The 19,727-nt window shown below is 40.6% G+C and carries 16 protein-coding genes; 7 read left to right on the top strand and 9 right to left on the bottom strand.

Features of this window, described 5'->3' with window-relative positions; all coding sequences use genetic code 11:
* Nucleotides 1-6 precede the first annotated feature (6 nt).
* The 3 genes from GW828_RS10270 to rmuC all read right to left on the bottom strand — a co-directional run bounded on the left by GW828_RS10270 (nt 7) and on the right by rmuC (nt 4,795).
* Nucleotides 7-918, bottom strand: coding sequence for an AAA family ATPase (locus GW828_RS10270; protein WP_124016462.1), 912 nt, complete (start codon nt 916-918; stop codon nt 7-9).
* A gap of 309 nt (nt 919-1,227) precedes the next feature.
* Nucleotides 1,228-3,156 carry a transglycosylase SLT domain-containing protein gene (locus tag GW828_RS10265; RefSeq protein WP_273057446.1) on the bottom strand — a complete coding sequence of 643 codons (1,929 nt, stop codon included), beginning with the start codon at nt 3,154-3,156 and terminating at the stop codon, nt 1,228-1,230.
* Between the two features lie 133 nt (nt 3,157-3,289).
* Nucleotides 3,290-4,795 (bottom strand): DNA recombination protein RmuC, encoded by a 1,506-nt coding sequence (rmuC, locus tag GW828_RS10260; protein WP_273057444.1) that lies wholly within the window; start codon nt 4,793-4,795, stop codon nt 3,290-3,292.
* A gap of 297 nt (nt 4,796-5,092) precedes the next feature.
* Here rmuC and msrP point away from each other — a divergent pair, with 297 nt between their 5' ends.
* Together msrP and msrQ are read left to right on the top strand one after the other, a co-directional pair.
* A complete protein-coding gene (gene msrP / locus GW828_RS10255; protein ID WP_182743135.1) occupies nt 5,093-6,130 on the top strand; it encodes a protein-methionine-sulfoxide reductase catalytic subunit MsrP in 1,038 nt (345 codons plus the stop codon).
* Entirely contained in the window at nt 6,130-6,735 is a 606-nt protein-coding gene (gene msrQ, locus GW828_RS10250) for a protein-methionine-sulfoxide reductase heme-binding subunit MsrQ (protein ID WP_182722157.1), read from the top strand. Before msrP ends, msrQ begins: the two co-directional genes overlap by 1 nt.
* Before the next feature lie 16 nt (nt 6,736-6,751).
* On the opposite strand, the gene GW828_RS10245 is transcribed toward msrQ, so the two are convergent.
* The gene (locus GW828_RS10245; protein WP_124016467.1) at nt 6,752-7,081 is read right to left on the bottom strand and encodes a hypothetical protein; all 330 of its coding nucleotides are present in this window, start codon (nt 7,079-7,081) and stop codon (nt 6,752-6,754) included.
* Between the two features lie 242 nt (nt 7,082-7,323).
* Nucleotides 7,324-7,791, bottom strand: coding sequence for a GNAT family N-acetyltransferase (locus tag GW828_RS10240; RefSeq protein WP_259396722.1), 468 nt, complete (start codon nt 7,789-7,791; stop codon nt 7,324-7,326).
* Between the two features lie 177 nt (nt 7,792-7,968).
* Here GW828_RS10240 and GW828_RS10235 point away from each other — a divergent pair, with 177 nt between their 5' ends.
* The gene (locus tag GW828_RS10235; protein WP_273057438.1) at nt 7,969-8,397 is read left to right on the top strand and encodes a lysozyme inhibitor LprI family protein; all 429 of its coding nucleotides are present in this window, start codon (nt 7,969-7,971) and stop codon (nt 8,395-8,397) included.
* Nucleotides 8,398-8,442: 45 nt separating this feature from the next.
* On the opposite strand, the gene GW828_RS10230 is transcribed toward GW828_RS10235, so the two are convergent.
* The 3 genes from GW828_RS10230 to GW828_RS10220 form a co-directional block, all read right to left on the bottom strand.
* Nucleotides 8,443-8,619 carry a DUF6435 family protein gene (locus tag GW828_RS10230; RefSeq protein ID WP_182696992.1) on the bottom strand — a complete coding sequence of 59 codons (177 nt, stop codon included), beginning with the start codon at nt 8,617-8,619 and terminating at the stop codon, nt 8,443-8,445.
* A 284-nt stretch (nt 8,620-8,903) separates the two neighbouring features.
* Entirely contained in the window at nt 8,904-9,590 is a 687-nt protein-coding gene (locus GW828_RS10225) for a glutathione S-transferase family protein (RefSeq protein ID WP_273057435.1), read from the bottom strand.
* 165 nt (nt 9,591-9,755) lie between these two features.
* Nucleotides 9,756-10,748, bottom strand: coding sequence for a catalase family peroxidase (locus tag GW828_RS10220; protein ID WP_273057433.1), 993 nt, complete (start codon nt 10,746-10,748; stop codon nt 9,756-9,758).
* Between the two features lie 401 nt (nt 10,749-11,149).
* Between GW828_RS10220 and GW828_RS10215 the strand changes: the two genes are divergently transcribed.
* Nucleotides 11,150-11,272 (top strand): hypothetical protein, encoded by a 123-nt coding sequence (locus GW828_RS10215; protein WP_259396271.1) that lies wholly within the window; start codon nt 11,150-11,152, stop codon nt 11,270-11,272.
* Nucleotides 11,273-11,330: 58 nt separating this feature from the next.
* On the opposite strand, the gene GW828_RS10210 is transcribed toward GW828_RS10215, so the two are convergent.
* Complete coding sequence (locus tag GW828_RS10210) at nt 11,331-12,536, bottom strand: MFS transporter (protein WP_124016471.1); 1,206 nt, start codon at nt 12,534-12,536, stop codon at nt 11,331-11,333.
* A gap of 575 nt (nt 12,537-13,111) precedes the next feature.
* On the opposite strand from GW828_RS10210, the gene GW828_RS10205 reads away from it, so the two are divergent.
* The 3 genes from GW828_RS10205 (at nt 13,112) to GW828_RS10195 (ending at nt 19,098) form a co-directional block, all read left to right on the top strand.
* Nucleotides 13,112-14,815, top strand: a complete 1,704-nt coding sequence (locus GW828_RS10205) for an AMP-binding protein (protein ID WP_182742855.1) — start codon at nt 13,112-13,114, stop codon at nt 14,813-14,815.
* 816 nt (nt 14,816-15,631) lie between these two features.
* Nucleotides 15,632-17,614: a hypothetical protein gene (locus tag GW828_RS10200; RefSeq protein ID WP_273057429.1), complete on the top strand. Its 1,983-nt coding sequence runs from the start codon at nt 15,632-15,634 to the stop codon at nt 17,612-17,614.
* 113 nt (nt 17,615-17,727) lie between these two features.
* Complete coding sequence (locus tag GW828_RS10195) at nt 17,728-19,098, top strand: ankyrin repeat domain-containing protein (RefSeq protein WP_273057427.1); 1,371 nt, start codon at nt 17,728-17,730, stop codon at nt 19,096-19,098.
* Nucleotides 19,099-19,727 lie beyond the last annotated feature (629 nt).

Here is a 19,727-nt window from a genome sequence, read left to right as displayed (position 1 = left end):
GCGCCGTTAACGTATTGGGTTAACACTAGCGAGGATAGTGTCAGACAACGCTTCGCCTTGAAATTGACTACTGCTGCGAATGCGATGTTCTGCTACTGAGGCAAATACCGCTTGAATATCTTCAGGGACTACGTACTGGCGTTGATTGATAAAAGCCCATGCTTTGGCTGCTTGAAGTAGAGCAATACTGGCGCGTGGCGATAAACCGTTAGCGGTATTGTGTTGCCGAGAAAAATCGACTAAGGCAATTAAGTAATTTAGTACCGCATCAGATGCCGACACTTGCGCCACTTGTTGTTGCAGTAGCATTAGCTCTTGCGGGGTTAAGCATTGTGATAATGAAGCCGGTTTATTCGCTTGAGTGCGCGATTTTAACATGGCTAATTCCGCTTCTGCGCTAGGGTAGCCGATGGAAATTCGCATCATAAATCGATCAAGTTGCGACTCTGGTAAGGGGAAAGTGCCGGCTTGATCAACTGGGTTTTGGGTCGCAATAACAAAAAACGGTGAGCTCAGTTGATGGGTTATGCCATCGATAGTAATTTGTTGTTCTGCCATGGCTTCAAGTAAAGCACTTTGGGTTTTCGGGCTAGCGCGGTTAATTTCATCGGCCAACAACATTTGATTAAACACTGGGCCTTTGTGAAAGATAAACTGTTGCTGCTCTTTACTGTAGATGGATACACCAAGAATATCAGCCGGTAACATGTCACTGGTAAATTGAATACGCTGGTAACTCATGCCTAAACTGTTGGCAATACCCTGGGATAAACTGGTTTTACCCATGCCGGGCAAGTCTTCAATCAGTAAATGGCCTTTGGCGAGAATACAAGCGACAGCAAGTTTTATTTGCTCTGGCTTACCGAGCAGAACTTGGCTGAGTTGAGTGAGTAATGTTTGAATATTTGATTGCGACACGAAAACTCCAACTTGTCTGCAATAAACCCTTATTGGTTTATTGTCGAAAGGGTTTATTGTGGGTTACGGTTTGTCGTTCAGTATTTGATCACTATCCTTGCCATTCGGGCTTATGATTACTGTGCGTTAATGGTGATAGATGACCATTGTGATTAGCATCAATCACCACCAAGCGCTTCAACACCTATGATGCCAGCACAATACCTATATCATAGGTTATCTTGTGAACCCATGTTAGCAAAATACACCAATATTGAATGGCGATTATTGCGTCAAACCAGAGCTAAAACGGGTCACGATTTATCATTGCTAGTAACGATAGCTAAGCTCTTTACGACTAAACATACCGTCTTTAGATGATTTATTCTGTTGGAATATCATGCGATAGCTCAGTACTGCTTGAACATATTCCCGAGTTTCAGTGTACGGAATTGTTTCAATGAAGCTCATTACATCTAGGCGACCATTGGAGTCTTTTAACCAGCGTTTAACACTGCCTGGGCCAGCATTATAAGCCGCAGTTGCGAGTACTCTATTTTGATCAAATTGTTTAAGTAATTCACTGTAATACGCACTGCCCAGCATAATGTTCACTTTCGGGTCGTATAGGTCTTTTACGTTATTAAAAGGGATTTTATTTCTTTTAGCCGTTTGTTTGGCCGTAGCTGGCATTAACTGCATTAAACCTCTGGCTCCTACACCTGAGGTTGCATAGAGATAAAAGGCACTTTCGCGACGAGAAATAGCACGAATTTCATCAATATTAACGGAGAATTTTTTACTGGCGTTAACGAACTCATCGTTAGCCGCTTCCGGAAAGCGCAGTGCCAGTGAATCCCATAACTTACCTTGAATACTTGATTCAACGCTCAATGCATGCCAACCGTTTTTTAAGGCTAACAAACCGTATTGTGCCGTCATGTCACTGTTATGGCGGCGCATTAAATACAACCACTCATTACGAGCATCAATTTGCTTATCTAAAGCCATTAATTCAATCACGCGAGCAAGGCCGGGATCTTGATTTAACTTAGCTTGCAATTCTGGATTGGGTGCTAAGTTATTATCATTCATCGCCAAAGGTTTACCGAGCGCTTCTGCGGCATTAAAGCCGTAAAAGTTACGTTCGCCACTTAAGGTCAACTGCAGTTGTGTTGCACGGGTTTTGTCATGGCTAGAGGTCATCTTAGCTTGCCAATATTGCCAACGAGGATCAGCTTTACCTTGATCGCTTAACAAGGCTAAATACTTCTCTACTGTCGTAAAGTCCTGTTGACGAATGGCCCAGCGTAAGCGCATTTCATATAAATCATCAGACTTGAGTAATGGCAACATGGTGTCAATGTGTGACACTAATTTATCGTCTTGCTTGATCAGTGCTCGGCGAACTAAATAGCGATTAAGTTGGCGTCCGCCAAAGTCACTGAATCGATCTAATTTTTGATATTTTACATACAGTTTAATTGCTTGATGTAAATCCTTGTAGGCCAGTTTACGCAATCCGGCATCAACAATATCACCTATGATAGGTTTTGAGCTGGCAAATTTTTTCATGTGCCGTAAGCTATTTGGGTCGCGATACACTGACAATAATAGTTTGGCTTCGTCATCATGTTGGGTGATTTTTTGAGACAAATAGTTGAGTAAACTGGATTGGCCAGCGTCGAAACTAAGTAGCATGCGGGCCCAGATAAGTTCTTGGGTGCGATAGCCCGCTTTAGTCCATTGATTAATCACCGCATCACATTCTTTAGGACGTGAATAGCCATAAACCCATATGCGTTCTACACCTTTGTATGCCATCTCTTTATTACCCGCATCAAGTTGTGCTTGGTAGTAATAACATTGCAGACGGATATCATTAGGCGTGTCTGGTGATATCACCAGAAAGTCTTGCCAACGTTGTTTTTTACCTGCGTTAAGCAGATAGCGATAACGGGCATTATTGTACAGCGGTGTAGTATCAAATTTGTTGATAGCATTGAGTGCTATGCTACCTGGAGACTGCACTATGCTGTCGATGGTTGCGTGGTAGTCGAGGTAAACCGTTAATGGATAATCGGCTAATTTTTTGCGTAATGCTTGATACTTATCCAGCTGGTTTTTATCCAGTGCTTGACGAGCATCAAGATAGCGTTGCTGTTGTGAGGTCAGCGCATTAGCTTGGCTTATAAAGGCCAATGATGTACTGAATAATAATGCGCTAGCCATTAACATGTTTGCCCAAGTGTTACGCATTTAAATAAGGATCTCCGCCACAGTAATTTGTTTCCTAAAAAGAATGGGTGATTAATGCTTTTGCTAAACAGTCGTTGTACGTTGTTAAATCACTATTAGTCTTATTGATTAAATAAAGATTAATTATTACTTATTATTGCAATTCACTATCACTAGTGTGTTTTTCGACTGATTCATCTAGTGCCCGGTTGAGCAATTGTTTATCTAACTGCTTGCTGGTATCGACACCTAATTGCTGCATGTAATGTGCTTGTCTAATGACATTGCCTTTACCTGAGGATAATTTTGCCATGGCACTTTGATAGCTTTTGTCTGCAGTGTCTAAGGCCCGGCCAAGCTTTTCCATGTCTTCAAGGTAACCGCATAATTTATCGTAAATACGACTGGCTTGTTTAGCGATATTTTGCGCATTTTGGTTTTGGTACTCATAACGCCATATATTGTTGATGGTGCGCAAAGCTACTAATAAGTTGGTTGGACTCACCAGCATAATATTTTGCTCTAAGGCAAAGTTAACTAGGCTTGGATCATATTCAATGGCCAGTAAAAATGCTGGCTCAATCGGAATGAACATTAGCACATAGTCCAAACTCTTCAGCCCATGCAGCTTATGATAATCTTTTTGGCCAAGACCCTTAATATGTTGTCTAATTGATAACGCATGTTCTTTTATTGCCTGGTCGCGAATGTCTTTATCTTCGCTATTAAAGTAACGCTCATAGCTGACCAGCGACATTTTTGCATCAATTACCACGTCTTTTTGCTCAGGCAAATGCACGATAACATCGGGTTTAAAACGCTTGCCATTATCGTCTTTTAAATCTTGCTGTGTTTGATACTCATGGCCTTCGCGTAAACCACTTTCTTGTAATACGCGTTCTAAAATCACTTCGCCCCAATTACCTTGCTGCTTGTTGTCACCTTTAAGCGCTTTGGTCAGGTTAATGGCATCTTGGCTCATTTTTAAGTTGAGATCGCGCAAATTGTCTAATTGATGCTTTAACGCGCTACGCTCAGATTGCTCATAGGTGTACGACTCTTGAATTTGACGTCGAAAGCCTTCTAATTGTTGTTTCAGCGGCCCGATAACACCGTCTATTTGCGAGACATTTTGTTGTTTAAAGTTTTCACTGCGTTCTTCGAAAATTCGATTTGCCAGGTTTTCAAATTGCAGTTTAAGGCGTTCTTCAGCAGATTCGAGTAAGGCTATTTTATCTTGTAATGATTTTTGCTCAGTTTCAGCTTTGACCAGAATCGTTTGTTGCACTGCATTAGACTTCGCTAAATTGAGCTGTGATTCCATTAAACGATGTTGAATATCAACCATTTGTTGTTCAACAAGACTAACCCGATCTGCTTTGGTTTCTGCGCTAGACAGTTGGCCAATCAGATCTTCAATTTTACTTTGCAGATGATTACTGTGATCAATTTTATCATCGAGATTATCTTGTAATCTGGACATTTCAATTTGGACTTCATTGAGTTGTTGAAGCGTTTGCTGTTCATGTTGAAGCTTAAGTTGCTCCCATCGTTTACGAGTTAATCGTTGATTGATTAGGGCGCCAATGAGAAAGGCAACAAACGCGACAGCAATCAAAGCTGCAATTTGAGGAGGAGTTAACGACACTGCAAAAGGCATAACAAAAACCGATAGAAAATAATGGTTAAGGGTCGCACGGCTAATAATCCGCTGCAAGAGGTAAACTGAGGATTTAATCAAATATTATTGTTAATGATTAAATTTAAACCTAACCCTTATATAGGTTCGTATAGCATTTGCAGTGACACCATTTCGGCAATCGATAAAGGTTGACGGCCTTTTGGTTTTTTTTAGTCATATTCTGAAATAAAAATAGGTTTTTACCTGTCTATTGAGATAAGTATGGCAGATTATGGTAATACTTTGCTGTCGAAAAATATTTTATTGAGGTGATTTATGACCGGTAAAAAACGCTTTACTCAAGGCATACAACAACGTGCGGCTTGGCATATTCCTGATAACCAAGTGACTCCCGAATCGGTATTTAATGATCGCCGTAACATTATCAAAGCACTTGGGTTAGGAGCGTTGGGAGCCAGTTTGCCTGGTCAAGTTCAAGCAGGTATTTTTGATTTATTTGGCGAGCAAAAAGCGCAACATCCTTTTGTGACTCAAGGTCTGCAATATACAACTCCCGCTAAGTTTGTGTTATCCAATCCGAAAACCCCAGAAGATAAAGTGACTCGTCATAATAACTTCTATGAATTTGGTACCAGTAAATCCGATCCCTATGACAATGGGCAAAACTTTAAGGTTGATCCTTGGACACTGACCATTGATGGCTTGGTTGATAAGCCGATTACCTTAGACCTTAATGAGTTGACGACCCGTTTCGCTCTTGAAGAGCGCACTTATCGTTTACGCTGTGTTGAGGCTTGGTCGATGGTGATACCTTGGGTGGGCTTTTCGTTAGCCAGTTTACTTAAACAAGCTGGGGTGCAAAGTAACGCGACTCACGTTGCTTTTGAGACCTTGTTTGATCCGGAGCAAATGCCCGGACAAAAGAGTCGCTTAATGGGTGGTGGGATCCATTATCCCTATGTTGAAGGCTTAACGGTTGCAGAGGCGATGAATGACTTATCGTTTTTAGCCGTCGGTTTATATGGTAAAACCTTGCCGCCACAAAATGGTGCGCCTATCCGCTTAGTCGTGCCTTGGAAATACGGTTTTAAGAGCATTAAATCAGTAGTGAGAATCCGCGTGATGGATAAGCAGCCACCAACGAGTTGGAATCAATTAGCTTCGAGTGAGTATGGTTTTTATGCCAATGTCAATCCAGAGGTTGATCATCCACGTTGGTCACAAGCATCTGAGCGCAGTATTGGGGAGGGTGGCCTTTTCTCAGCGAAACGTATTCCGACACAAATGTTCAATGGTTATGGCGATTCAGTCGCCGACCTGTATAAAAATATTGACCTGAGGAAGTTTTACTAATGCGCATAAGTGCTCGAGGGCTGTTTTGGCTAAAGGTGTTGTTACATATTAGCTTTTTATTGCCAGCCTTTTATCTCGTGGCGCTAGTGTTAACTGACAATGCGGGCGGCGATCCTGTGCAGTATATTATTCATTATACGGGCATGGGAGCGCTTAATAGCTTGTTAGCTACTTTGCTTATTTCACCTATCGCTAAACGTTTTAAGATAGCCGCGCTAATCCAAACTCGCCGCTTGGTGGGCTTATATGTGTGTGCCTATGCACTGTTACATATTAGTGCTTTTATCAGTTTAGACTTACTGTTTGCGTGGGGATTATTGTTTGAAGAGGTGATTAAGCGGCCTTATATTTTAGTTGGCGCAGCGGCATTACTAATCATTTTATTACTGGCGCTAACGTCACCTAATAGCATCAAACGCCGCATGGGAAAGCGCTGGCAGTCATTACATAATTGGATTTATCTGGCTGCGATTTTGGCACCTATCCATTTTTATTGGTCGGTAAAGTCTGAAATTATTGAGCCGAGTATTTATATTGTGCTGTTTGCGGCGTTATTGCTGTACCGTAAAGATACTATTTATAAATGGATTAAACCGAAAAAATAAGCTTATTTTTTATTAACTAACGTCTCAATTTTTGATTGAGGCCGTTAGTTGAAAAGGCGGCAAACACAGTAAATACCATCACAGACAGCATAATAATGGCCAATCTTAACCAAGGTTGTTGCAGTGCAATGCGCATATCAATAAAATTAAATGCGCTGACCGACCAGACAAATACTACGCTTACCAGTAAACCTATCTTGAGTAATGTGTGGGTAAATGAATGCCGAATAAGCATGAGTAATGGTAAGCTCATGGCAATAATGGCTAAGACGTGCTGGTCAAAACGTAAAAAATGCGCGCCTAATAACAGGTAAGCTAAACTAATTATGGTTACTCGCCACCACATACCATTCTTCCTCATTAATACGCCACAACGAATGCCAATAGTGCCACTACAAAAGTGTTATAAGTGTGTATATCGTTGGCGATGAATAATGCAGCATAGCGTTAAATGATGGCTGATTGTTGGCTGTGGTTCACAAATTACTTATTTGTCAGCTTAATGATTCTCGATAATCAGTAATTAACTGAGGGTTATTTCAAGGGTATTATTTATCGGCGCGATGATTAGCTAGGCGCAGGCTTAAATTACAATTTGAGCGCCAGTATTAACCTTGCTTCACCAGGGGAAAAATAATCATTTTCGTTAGTCAGAATAATAAATTCCATTGATTGATATAAAGACAAAGCGACAAGATTGTTAGGCGCAACTGTGAGTAATAAACGTTTAATTGCCCCATTGGATTCACCGCGGGCAGTAGCGATAGCGTGATTGATTAGTCCACGAGCAATTCCTTTACCACGAGCTTGTGTTGCAACGGCCAATGATAAAATCCAAGCATCACCAGCTTGAGCGTTCGACTCAACCCATAATAAATAACCTAATAATGAGCTATCCTGTTTGGCAACTAATAGTCCTTTAGGCCAGCAATCAAAAGCTTGTCTAAAGAAAAAGGCAGGGTAACAAGGTTCACCAAATATCGTCTTTTCAAGTTGATGGATATCAGCTAAATCAGTTTTTTGGGCGAAATGGATCGGCAGTTGATCAAGAGGCAAAATATAATATCCTTATTATCTAACTTAGATTAGCGATGACTGATAAAGTGATTTTAGTGATTATCCCTTATGGATACAAAGCACTTATTAGCAAAATTAATACAATAGCATTATTCTCACTATCAATATGCTACAAATGATTGTTGAATTAAGGTAAACACCACAGGAGTGTTGGCAATGAAGGCATATATGGCTGTAGGGTTACTCAGCTTCACGTTAATCATAAGTGGTGCCAGCAGGGCACAAGAAACTGAACATGATATCGATTGCGATGCAGCAATGAGTACGGTTGATATTAATCAATGCGCAAGACAGGAGTTTGAAGTGGCGCAAGTTAGGTTAGATGAATATATCGCTAAGGCTAGTGACACTTTTCATGATGATCCTGTAGTGCTTGAAGCACTCCAGCGATCGCAAAGAGACTGGCTGACTTATCGAGAGTCTTATTGCCATGCGATATACCAATTATGGCGAGATGGCACAATAAGAGGGGTTATGTATCAAGGATGTATGCTGCAACTTACGGTGCAGCGTACTCATAATATTTGGCAAAACTATTTAACCTACATGGATTCAAGTGAACCTATATTACCCGAGCCACAATGATGACTTTCATTAATCTCTTACTCATTGTATTGGCTCAGTATGGGATTATTTACTCGCTGCTTCCAAGCTGACTATTTTAGCCCAAATTTGTTCCGATTCAGCCGTCAGTAAAGAGTAGGTTTTAATATCGCCTTTTCGCTGCGCTTGCATGGCTTGCTCTAGTATTGCATCGTAGCTTTTGCGCAATTTTTTTACTGGATCTGGCTTTAAAAATGAAAACATTATAGTGCTCTTTGTGATGACGATTGTTATTAAATACGAAGCGACTGAGGTTTCAGCTCAATGTGAATAAGGTTTTTGTCTATTTTAGCATTTATTCAAATATGCTTGGTTGTTCGGCCTATTGATAAAATCAAAAGACTGGGTAAACCGCTTGCCATTATTTAGTCGACAAAGAAGGTTTACAGATTATTTTTCGTAATATAATCAATTGATATCATTAAAAATCATCGGTACAAGGGAGATTTTTTGCATGACTCATTGCGTTGTCATCACACCTTTATTGATTAGATTTCAAATGACGCTTGCTTTGATGTGGCTTTTTTTAATGAAGATAATATTTTTTGCTCACCTTGTAATAAATCCGCCATTGATGCTCTGGCCTTGATCCGCGTATAAAGCGCTGAAAGATTCGGCCAACGCTGTGCATCTAGTTGCTCTCCTGCGTGCTCCATATTGACCATTTGAGAAGCAAACGCTAAATCGGCGAGGCTTAAGGTGTCTGCCACAAAGAATTTAGCATTACCTAAGGTGTGTTCTAAGTAATCAAAGTGGATGGGGAGTTTTTCATTTAAAGCTGACATTACCGAAGGTTCATCGCAAAGATGGCCCATACTGGGATTAATTATACGCTGTTGAAATAGGGTAAAGGTAACCAGTGGTGCCAACTCATAATCAGCATATTTTTCTAACCAACGTACCTTGGCATGTTGCTCTACGGTTTGTCCTAGTAAAGGGGTAAGCTCGCAATATTTATCTTCAAGGTATTGGCAGATCACGCTGGAATCAGCCAAGGTTAAGTCACCATCCTTCATTGCTGGAATACGCCCCAGAGGATTGAGTTTTTTAAACCAAGCCGGTTGATCAAAGGGCAATACAATGACCAACTGATAATCGAGCTGTTTTTCGGCTAGACATAAACGCAGTTTACGTACATAAGGAGAAAGTGGCACGCCATAGACAATTAGGCTCATTATAGATCCTTGTTAGTTAACAAATTCATAAGCTAGGCAGGTTAATTACTAGTGAGCAGCCATAACGATTTCATTTAGCGTAATGCAAATATCGCTGGCTGACTTAACCTCACAGCATGATCCTGCTGAAGATGTAATGGATCATGCTGTGTCGGTCAGCGGCTATTACTGACGTCTAATAAACGATTCAATATAAGCCGGAGTCCGTGCATTTAAAATAGGATCCGCTGACGGTGTAATCCCTTTTGGTAACAACACAGGGTTAAAAATACCATTGCCACATGTTTGGATCGTTGATTCGTTATCTCTTTCGCCGTTAATGATAACTTGGCCAACTAATAAACGCTGTCTGTCTTCAGGCCAAAGTACCGTTGGGTTATTAATTTCATCATCTTTTTCTGCAAGCTTAATGAATAAATTCCAGACTGCGGGTTGATGTTTAATTCGTGTTAATAATTCTTCTTTTAAAAAGTCATCTGGAAGCTCTGCAAGTTGAGCTTGAGATAAATTGACGACGCCGTCAGCAGGCTCAAAAATCCAACGACCAGGAACTATGTCGTTATTTTTGGTTGTGAATAGGAAGCTATTAACACCGAAATACGGGCTATTGGCAAAACTGGCACTGGGTGGCAACTGTTTAACGAAGTCAAAAAATGCCTTGGCATCGGGTTTGTTATCGATTAACCATTGTTTGCCTTCAGGCCCTTGTTTTACTTTAACTTGAAAAGTAAAAAAATCATCTAGGTTACCAGCAAAAAATACCGGTGAGTTTGTGGTGACAAAATTGAGATTTTCTTTGTCACCATCAATTTTAAGTGACATAAAGCGTCCGGCAGTTTTATCTGAAGCGTGTGGATTTGTGCCACCCATTGAAAAACGCGCGATGACATTAATCTTTGGTTGATCAAAGAAAGGAATCGCTAATTCATCATTTAATTTAGGGTTAGGTGCAAAATATCCAGAGGTACAGAATCCTTTAGCATGATTGCGCAGTTTGACTTTTTTACCTGCTTCTCGACTCGCCATATCAGGTGTGCCATTAACAGCATCAACGATTTCTTGCATGGTTTTTTCTGATGCATAAAGTGACGTTGATAGAATAGAAAGACTAGAGAGTAAAAAGATTTTTGACAGTAATTGATATCGACGAATTGTCATTTTTATTATTCCTAGTGGGGTAATGTAATCAGTATAGACAGGCAGAACCCGTGAAATATTTCACCGCTAAGGTATTTATTTTATATTTACGCTTAAAAAAATTAAAAATCTCAATGTAACGTATATCAATGACAGCCATTATTTGAACCGTTGATCATTTTTTAGGTCAACGAGATAATTGTGTTATTAATAAAAGATGGCTTAAAAATAACCCCTAGATGATTTCACCAATGGGTTTTCTTAAAGTTGTCCCCTTAACTAGATAGTGCATTTTTCTCTAGTTACTTTTATGGGCATTGAGAAAGTTTTGAAGGCTGCTTACAAGCTAAACCATAACATTATCCGTTGCGGTATTTTTATAATGCATCTCATGCTTATCAAGCAGAGGCCATGAAGTATTAATGGGACAAACTTCTGGCCATTTGGAAATTAACCTAACCCGTCAAGGTAAAGGCGTATTACTTGATTGGGTAGTCGGTGCGGCAGCTCGTCAGTCACTTCCTGCTAAAATTCACACACGTTAATATTGGCACCTAGTTTGAAGCTAACAACGCTTTCCATAAAATGGAAAGCGTTGTTAATTTATGCTGAACACTGTTCCAGTTGAGTATTTTTCTTGTTCATTTGCAGATAACTTAACAGCCACATGATTAAACCGCCGGCAAATAGCACAGCCGCCACATAACCGGTCTCGTTAGGCATTGCACCTTGTGCGATAAACATACCGCCCACCCAAGGGCCGATAGCATTGGCAGTGTTAAATGAACATTGCACTAATGCACCTATCATGGCGTGACCATTTGGCGATACGTCCATCAGTAAGGTTTGAATTAATGTGGCTAAACCCACACTGCAACCAATAAAGAAAATCACCGCATACAATAGCCAAATATTATGGCTGGCGCTGACATAGGCAACAGAAAATATAATCGTACACACTAATGCGATACCTGTGGTTTTTAAGGCGGCGCGATCGGCCGCTTTGCCTAATACGTAGTTACCTAAGGTACAACCAATACCAAACATCACCATGGCAATTGAAATCGTGTAGGCTGGGGTTTGTGTCACCACTAAGATGGTGTCGGCGATATAAGTGTAAATACAAAACACACCGCCAAAGCCAATAATCACAATGCCTAAAATTGACCACACCAATTTATTTTTCAACACGCTAAATTCATTAATTAAATTAGATGGTTGGCTATTTTCTATTTTTGGAATTACCACATAGACGCACACAAGTGCGATTAAAGCGAGAGCAGATGCACCTGCTAAACAATAGCGCCAGCTTAAGTTTTGGCCGACTAAAGTGACAATTGGAACCCCAACAATGGTCGCTATGGTTAAGCCCATAAACACTTTAGACATATAGCTGGCACGTTTATGTTGTGGGGCAATATCGGCAGCCAATAAAATCGCGGCACCAAAATAAGCGCCGTGAGGTAGACCGCTTAAAAAGCGAAATACAATAAGCTGTTCAAGTGAAGTGGCCATGGCACTTAAGCCATTTGAGATAAACATTAATGTCAGAAATATCGCCAATGCATGACGTTTTTTCATATTGGCAGTTGTCAGCATCAAAATCGGTGCACCGACAACAACCCCTATCGCATAAGCACTAATAGCATAACCGCTTTGAGATGGAGTAGAGGCAAATGTCTCGCTAATTAATGGCAGCATTGGCATCATCGAAAATTCAGATAATCCCAAAATAAAGGTGCCTAGCGCTAACACGAGTAAAATGGCGGTAGTGTTTAGTTGGCTTGGTGATGTTGCCGCCGGTGTCATATGTAATCCTGTTATTGATAAGAGACGAATAGTGGTGAGTTTTATTTTTAAGTTTATGATAGTCATGTTATGTAAAGACATTATTACGGTTAAGATCTGGCAACGAGCAACAAGCTTTAATGTGCCAAAGACATAATGGTTAAACATGATTGTATCGACAGTGAATTCGCTATTATTAGGGGAAACTTAGCGACTGCGACATCATAAAGCACCACAGTTTATTAGATTTTTAATAAAAGACCGCAATAAATTAAAATTTTATTATAAACAGGCTATTATGATTATTTAATGTGTCCTTTTATTGTCCAAGTCGTAAATGCGATGTAATCATGCGGTTAATCTTAGCTGTTAACTTGAGCTGGTAACTTAAGCGGTCAATCTCAGCCAACATTGATTCTTGATTCTTGATTCTTGATTCTTGAAATATTGATTTTTGGGTGCATAAATTCCTTTCGTCTACGTTAATCTTTAGTCTAATACCCGCCTTTTTTACTTGTGAGTGACCCCATGCATTGGTTAGTTTGAATAAGACGAATAACATTATTCATTATAATAATAAATGCACGGAGGCTTTAATGGTCAAACAACACCAAGCGCAACTTCCTCTTACTCTGAGTGAATACCATGGTGATACTTCAATAACGCTTATCAATAAAACCATTGGTCAATATTTTGATGATATTGCTAACATCTATCCAGATAATCTTGCTGTTGTTGTTTACCATCAACATATCCGCTGGAACTATCGCCAGTATCAAGAAAAAATAGACTCCCTCGCCACAGGTTTATTGCAGCTAGGCATTCAAGCAGGAGATAGAGTAGGGATCTGGTCGCCTAACAACATTGAGTGGTGTTTAACACAATTTGCGACCGCTAAAATTGGCGCCATTATGGTGTGTATCAATCCCGCTTATCGACCTGAAGAGCTGGAATACTCCTTGAGCAATGTTGGTTGCCGTGCCGTGATTTGTGCTGATAGGTTTAAGTCCAGCGATTACCTACAAATGTTGAATGAGTTATTGCCAGAATTGAGCAGTAATCAGGGCCGTTTATCCGCTCGCGCACTGCCAAAACTTGAATTTGTTATCCGCATGGGTACAGACAAAACCCCTGGTATGCTTAATTTTAATGATTTGCTGGTGGAGGTTAACGCCGATGATCAACATGTGTTGGCCAGCATTGCTGACTCTCTTAGTACACATGATTCGATTAATATTCAATTTACCTCTGGTACTACTGGCAGCCCCAAAGGCGCGACATTATCGCATCATAATATTTTAAATAATGCTTATTTAGTGGCTGAGGCGATGAAGCTTACTCCGGCTGATAAATTGTGTATTCCTGTGCCGCTATATCATTGTTTTGGCATGGTATTAGGCAGTTTATGTTCAATTATAAATGCCTCCGCAGCGGTATACCCGGGGGAGTCTTTTGATCCGCTAACTACGTTAACCGTGGCTGCACAAGAGCGTTGTACCGCACTACATGGTGTACCGACCATGTTTATCGCTGAATTAGAGCATCCGCAATTTAACGAGTTTGACCTTAGTTCATTGCGCACTGGTGTAATGGCGGGCGCCACTTGCCCCGAAGAAGTGATGCGCCGCGTTCAAAATGTAATGTATATGAAACAAGTATTAATAGGTTACGGACAAACCGAGTGCAGCCCGCTAAATCATATTACTGAGATTGATTCTTCCATCGAAAAGCAAGTGCTCACAGTTGGTCGTGCATTGCCGCACACTGAAGTGAAAATCATCAATGAATTTGGTGATGTGGTGGCTGTTGGCCAACCCGGTGAAGTGTGCAGCCGAGGTTACTGCATTATGCAAGGTTACTGGAATGATCCGGTGAAAACTGCCGCAACCATTGACAGTGTAGGCTGGCTGCATTCAGGAGATATCGGTCAAATGGATGAACTTGGCTACGTACAAATTGTCGGCCGAATTAAAGACATGATCATTCGCGGCGGCGAGAATATTTATCCTCGTGAAATTGAAGAAAAGCTCTATAGCCACAAAGATGTGCAGGACGCAGCCGTCTTTGGCGTTCAAAGTGACAAATATGGCGAGGAGGTGTGCGCATGGATTAAAGTGCGCGCCAATGCCGATATTACTGAAGACGATATTCGTCATTTTCTCACTGAGAAATTTGCCTATTTCAAAGTGCCGCGCTATATCAAATTTGTCGATCAATACCCCATGACAGTGACAGGTAAAATCCAGAAGTTTAAGATGCGTGAGTTAATGTATCAGGAGCTACACGAAGCGATAAATTAGTCTTTGAGCATTGAGTTTATACAACACCCAGTATTGCGTCATTGATACTGGGTTTTTTAATGGGTTCAAGGCTGTTGTACCAAAGCAATACCACACTTAACTTCAAAGAGATAAACCGTTGAGTTAGTCGGTTTAAACCAAAGTATTTCAACGACTCCGCATATCTCCATAGGACCAGCTAAATGAGTGGGTTTTCTTATCTGGCTTGAACTGCATACATCAACTACAGCGTTTATTCTGATGCGAGTAAATGCAAGCTCTGTTGAAATAACCGTAATATTTAAAAAGCTAAAATGTGTAGTTGTCATTCGAAAGAATGAGAACGCCAACTCCTTGATCAGCATAGTCAAAAATATCACTTTTTATTGATCTGACCCCGTATTTTTTAATTAATTGAAATTAAATATTTTTCAAGTCAAAAAGCGCATTTTGATGGATTAAGGGCTATTTTACCCTCTTGAATATTTCCACATTTTTTGTATGGTTAACGGTATGTTTAATAGGTTTCTTTTTGGTAATAAAAAGGTGGTTTAAATGTTATATGTCGGTGCCGGTTGTTTAAGGTTTTGACTGTTGGATCGACTGGCGAACAAGGTTTACAGAGTGCATAAACCTTGTCGAGTTTTAATACCGCCCCAACTTAGTTACATAAAAATAAAATATAGGAGGTTGTTATGGTTGATTAATTTAATCCCAAAATAATTACAGGAGGTTGTTATGTTATTTGTTAAATATTTTAATAAAAAACCGCTTGCCCTTGCTATTTCTATAGCATTGCTTGCCTCAATAGGGAGTGCTACGGCTTATGAATCGCCAGTGCACGTTTTTTCAGTTAAGGATGTTCTGGGGGGACTTAATGGTGTGACTTTCTCTGAAGATCCATCAATTATTTGTGATATTGGAGAAATCAGTTGTCCTAGTGATAATCTTCCATTTCTTGATAAGTCGGGGGTGATGTTATATCCCGTCGATAGTGAATTTGGATTTTACGTTGTAGATTTTCTTGGCGCCCAACCCAAAGCGCGCAATGGTGACTACCTAGAAGGATTCGTTGGTAATATTCTCGATGGAGGAGAGATTATCGGTATTCAAGTTGCTAATGCTGCCACCGAAAAATATAAGGTGAAACCTCCATTAGGTACTTGGTGTCAAGGGTTAGGTGGCACCTCGGTAAAATGTGAAACGGAACATTATACCGTTATGGAGCATGCCCTTAGTTGTTATGAAACCATCCCATACTTTTTTGCCAGTCCAGATGGTACCCAAGCAATTTTATCAACACCAGACGGCAGTCTCTCGTTTGACTGTGCAAATGCACCACTGGATGATAATGTCCAAGTTTTAGTCGGTGGGAAAGCATATGAACGCTTGATCAAGGCAACACCTTGTGTGGCAGATAATGATCCAATTGGCTGTCAGATGTTCCCTAATGATAAGACCAATATGTTAGATAATATTGCCTTAAGTACTGATTATTCTATACAGCTTAAAGATGATGGTAAGCCACTTTATGGTTGGGGAGGAATACATAAACGGCCTAATGATATTCGCATGTATGCTCAGCTGGCATTGCCAGCAGAATGGAAAGATCCAGCAGCAAACTTTGTGGTTACTCGAGCAGAGTTGGTGGTTAATCATTGGATCACTAATAATCCTAATGACCAACTTCGTCCTGAAGACTTGGAAAATGAGGCGGCAACAGGTCGTAAACCATCTTATAGAATTGAAGGTGAAGGTGACACTGCTATTTGGAAAAGTACTGTTCCTTGTTATGAAGGCGATAGTGACATAATTGATACTGATGAAGGGTCTTTAGAACCGTCTTTTATCGGAATCGGTACCGTACTAAAAAATTCCCCTAAAGCGCTAGACCCTGCAGCTTCTCCTGGTTCAGAACCCTCCGATCATCCTTATGCCTTCTCATCGGATCTTGTTGGTGGTTATTCTAACGCCTACTATACCACCCTTAATCGAGACCCATTTGAATGGTCTTATGATACAAATCCAGATCCAAATATTCAGGACTTCATCGGTAGTGCTTTGCCCGATGCTTCGCTTGGGGAGCTGGTTTCTGGGCCACGCTGGAGACTTAAACCTAATAAGTTTGGTCAAGACCTTCCTGGAATGGAAATCCCCTTGATTGAATGTAGTGCGCCGCCTTTTGCCAAAGATAACGTGAAATATACTGTGGGTATACCGACAACAACAGTGATCAATTTACTCGATTGGGCTGAGGGCGAAACCTCTCCACTCGCAACGAGTAAAGGCTGGGTAGATGTAACTGCAAATGAGTATGTCACAATTGTTTCTGACTCAGGTGAACCGCCTGTCACCAGCAATGGTTTGCCGATGACGTCGGACTTTGATCTTGCGGTCTATATTAAAGGCGATAGTAAATCGACGGCTTTATATAACGCGCAGCTTATCATCGAATATGAGGGTGAAGTACCTGTGGTGAATACTGAGGTAGATGTCGCATTGACGGCCTTTGCTGCATCAGCACAAGCTAAGTTTGGTGACACTGTGGCTATGGTTGTCGAAGTGGCCAATCTGAAAGAGAGTAGTGTTAGTGGCGAGGTAAGTGTGAGTGGCGTAACCAATAGAGGATTGGTTATTCACCTGCCTAGCTTGGCTTTTAGTGACTTAGCTGGCGGGGCTGCTACATCTTTAAACTTCAGCTGGCCAGTCAATATCCTAAAAAACGAGAAAATTATCTGGACGGCGACAGTGTTTGCCGAAGGCGATCTTAATAATGATAACAATACTGGTACTGCAATAACCAAAATCCGTAGATTTTAATTAAGGATTGACTGGTGAATCAAAGGGGGGAAGCGCTGTTCTCTCCTTTTCACACAAGCTAAACATAAACTGTTATTAGCCGTTTTTATAGACCGAAAGGATAGGAATAGCAGATGCGCATTATACAAATTGTCTTCATTGCGATTATTATTTTATCTTCGGCAATTATCACTTTGTCAGCTGAAGATAATCGTGATCCAACCCAACTAGAGACACCTGTTACTTCAGCTACGCCTGCTGAAACAAGCACGAACCCATCACAAGTAATAATAAAGTCAACTAAATTAGTTCAAACAACAGTCACCCCAACAGCTAAACAAAGTGCTAAAAAACCGGCAATGGGCCACGATTACCAGAAAAATATGCCTAAGCTAGGTAAAGGTGAAGCTAATTATCGTGGTGGAAAGGAAACAACATCAGAAGAACAAGCTAAGGATAGCCCATTAAAACAATCACCAATCATAGATGAACAGCATATAAATAGTGCTAATGTTGGTTATCCTGAATATCGACAACAGGGAGGTTCTGCTTACTTTCAGCATCAACAATATGCTAATCCACCCCGCTCTTCAGCAAGCCAAGCTGACCCCAAACGATTAGACCAAAGCAATGATTTGCAACATAATCCGTCATTGATTGATGCTCAGGATAATAATGCTAAACCCCTAAAACCCTCTCACGAGCAACGCAGAGCATTACTTCATGCAGCCGCTTTTGGCGATGTGCAAGCGGTGAATAAACTTCTTAAAGAGGGAGCAAGTCCTGATGCCAGAGCAAAAGACAGAATAGGGCGTACAGCCTTAATGCTCGCGGCGTTGAGTGGGCATACCGACGTCGTTAATACTCTGCTTAAGCAAGGGGCGAGCGTAAATATAAAAGATAAAACAGGGCATACAGCGCTGAACTGGGCGGCAAATCGTTCAGATATAAATATCGTGACGATATTGCTCAGCTACGGAGCCGACATTAATACTCAAGATAATGCTGGAACATCTCCTTTGTTGTATGCCATTGGAACACACAATATAGCAATGGTCCGTTTATTATTATCTCATGGCGCCGCGACTGAAATAGAAAGCGATGAAAGTAAGATGACCCCCTTGCTACTTGCCATCGAGCATAATGATCTGGAATCGATTAATCTTTTGTTAGATAACCGAGTCAATGTTAATGGAAAAAACAATGATAATTTTCGGCCATTAATGGCTGCGGCAGAACAAGGTCAACTCAATACTGTGCAACAACTTATCTTTCATGGTGCAGAGGTTAATCAGTATGATAATAAGCATTTTTCTGCATTGATCTATGCCGCGAATAAGCAACATATTGCTGTAATGGAGTTTTTATTAGCCAAAGGGGCAGATATTAATGCTCTTGATGGTAAAGGGTTGTCCATTGTGATGCGTGCCAGGCAGCAGGGTCATACTGAAGTGATAAAGTTACTATGTGGAAATGGAGCTAAGCTTAATGCCGACGACTGCTGATATAAAGGGTGCTATCAATCTTTTATTATTCTGAATTATCATCTGCAGTACATATGCCGAAAGTCACGCTGATAATCAACGTATTGGCAGTTATAGTGAATATTAACTAAGGTTAGAAACCATCTCTTTACGGCTTCTCAGTGCAATATTGTAAAGCAATTTAAGCAGGACATGACTCAGTACATTGGTCTTTGTAGGATTAAAATGAAGGTTGAAATACGACATTATTTCGTTGTGCAGTGAATATCAATACAGGTACTAATGTTACTGCTTTTAATCGTCGCACCTTGTCATGCAGATGCTGCAGAAAAATGTGTGTGAAAGTTCAATTCATGCCATTCAATTTTGTAAATTACAGAAAAAGGCCCACAAGCTTTATGTCGTGGCTTATATGACGTAAAAGTCAGCATTGATATTGAGTTTATAGGCAGTCAGTTCTTTTATGAAACGATCCGTGTGGCTGATTTTTATATTGCATTAAATAACTCACTTTCTTATAAACAGACATACGACGGATGAATACTTCTGATGATAATGCTTTGGTATTTACTCTTAGGCATCAAGAAGACTTATTTGTGAGTATCACGAAAGTATTTTTAGGTGTAAAGGGACGCGGGAGCTCTAGATCA

Source organism: Shewanella vesiculosa (genome assembly GCF_009994065.1).
In the GTDB taxonomy this organism is placed as follows: Bacteria; Pseudomonadota; Gammaproteobacteria; order Enterobacterales; family Shewanellaceae; genus Shewanella; species Shewanella vesiculosa.
Note: the sequence above shows the minus strand (reverse complement) of the source record. Positions and strands in the feature narration are given on the sequence as shown.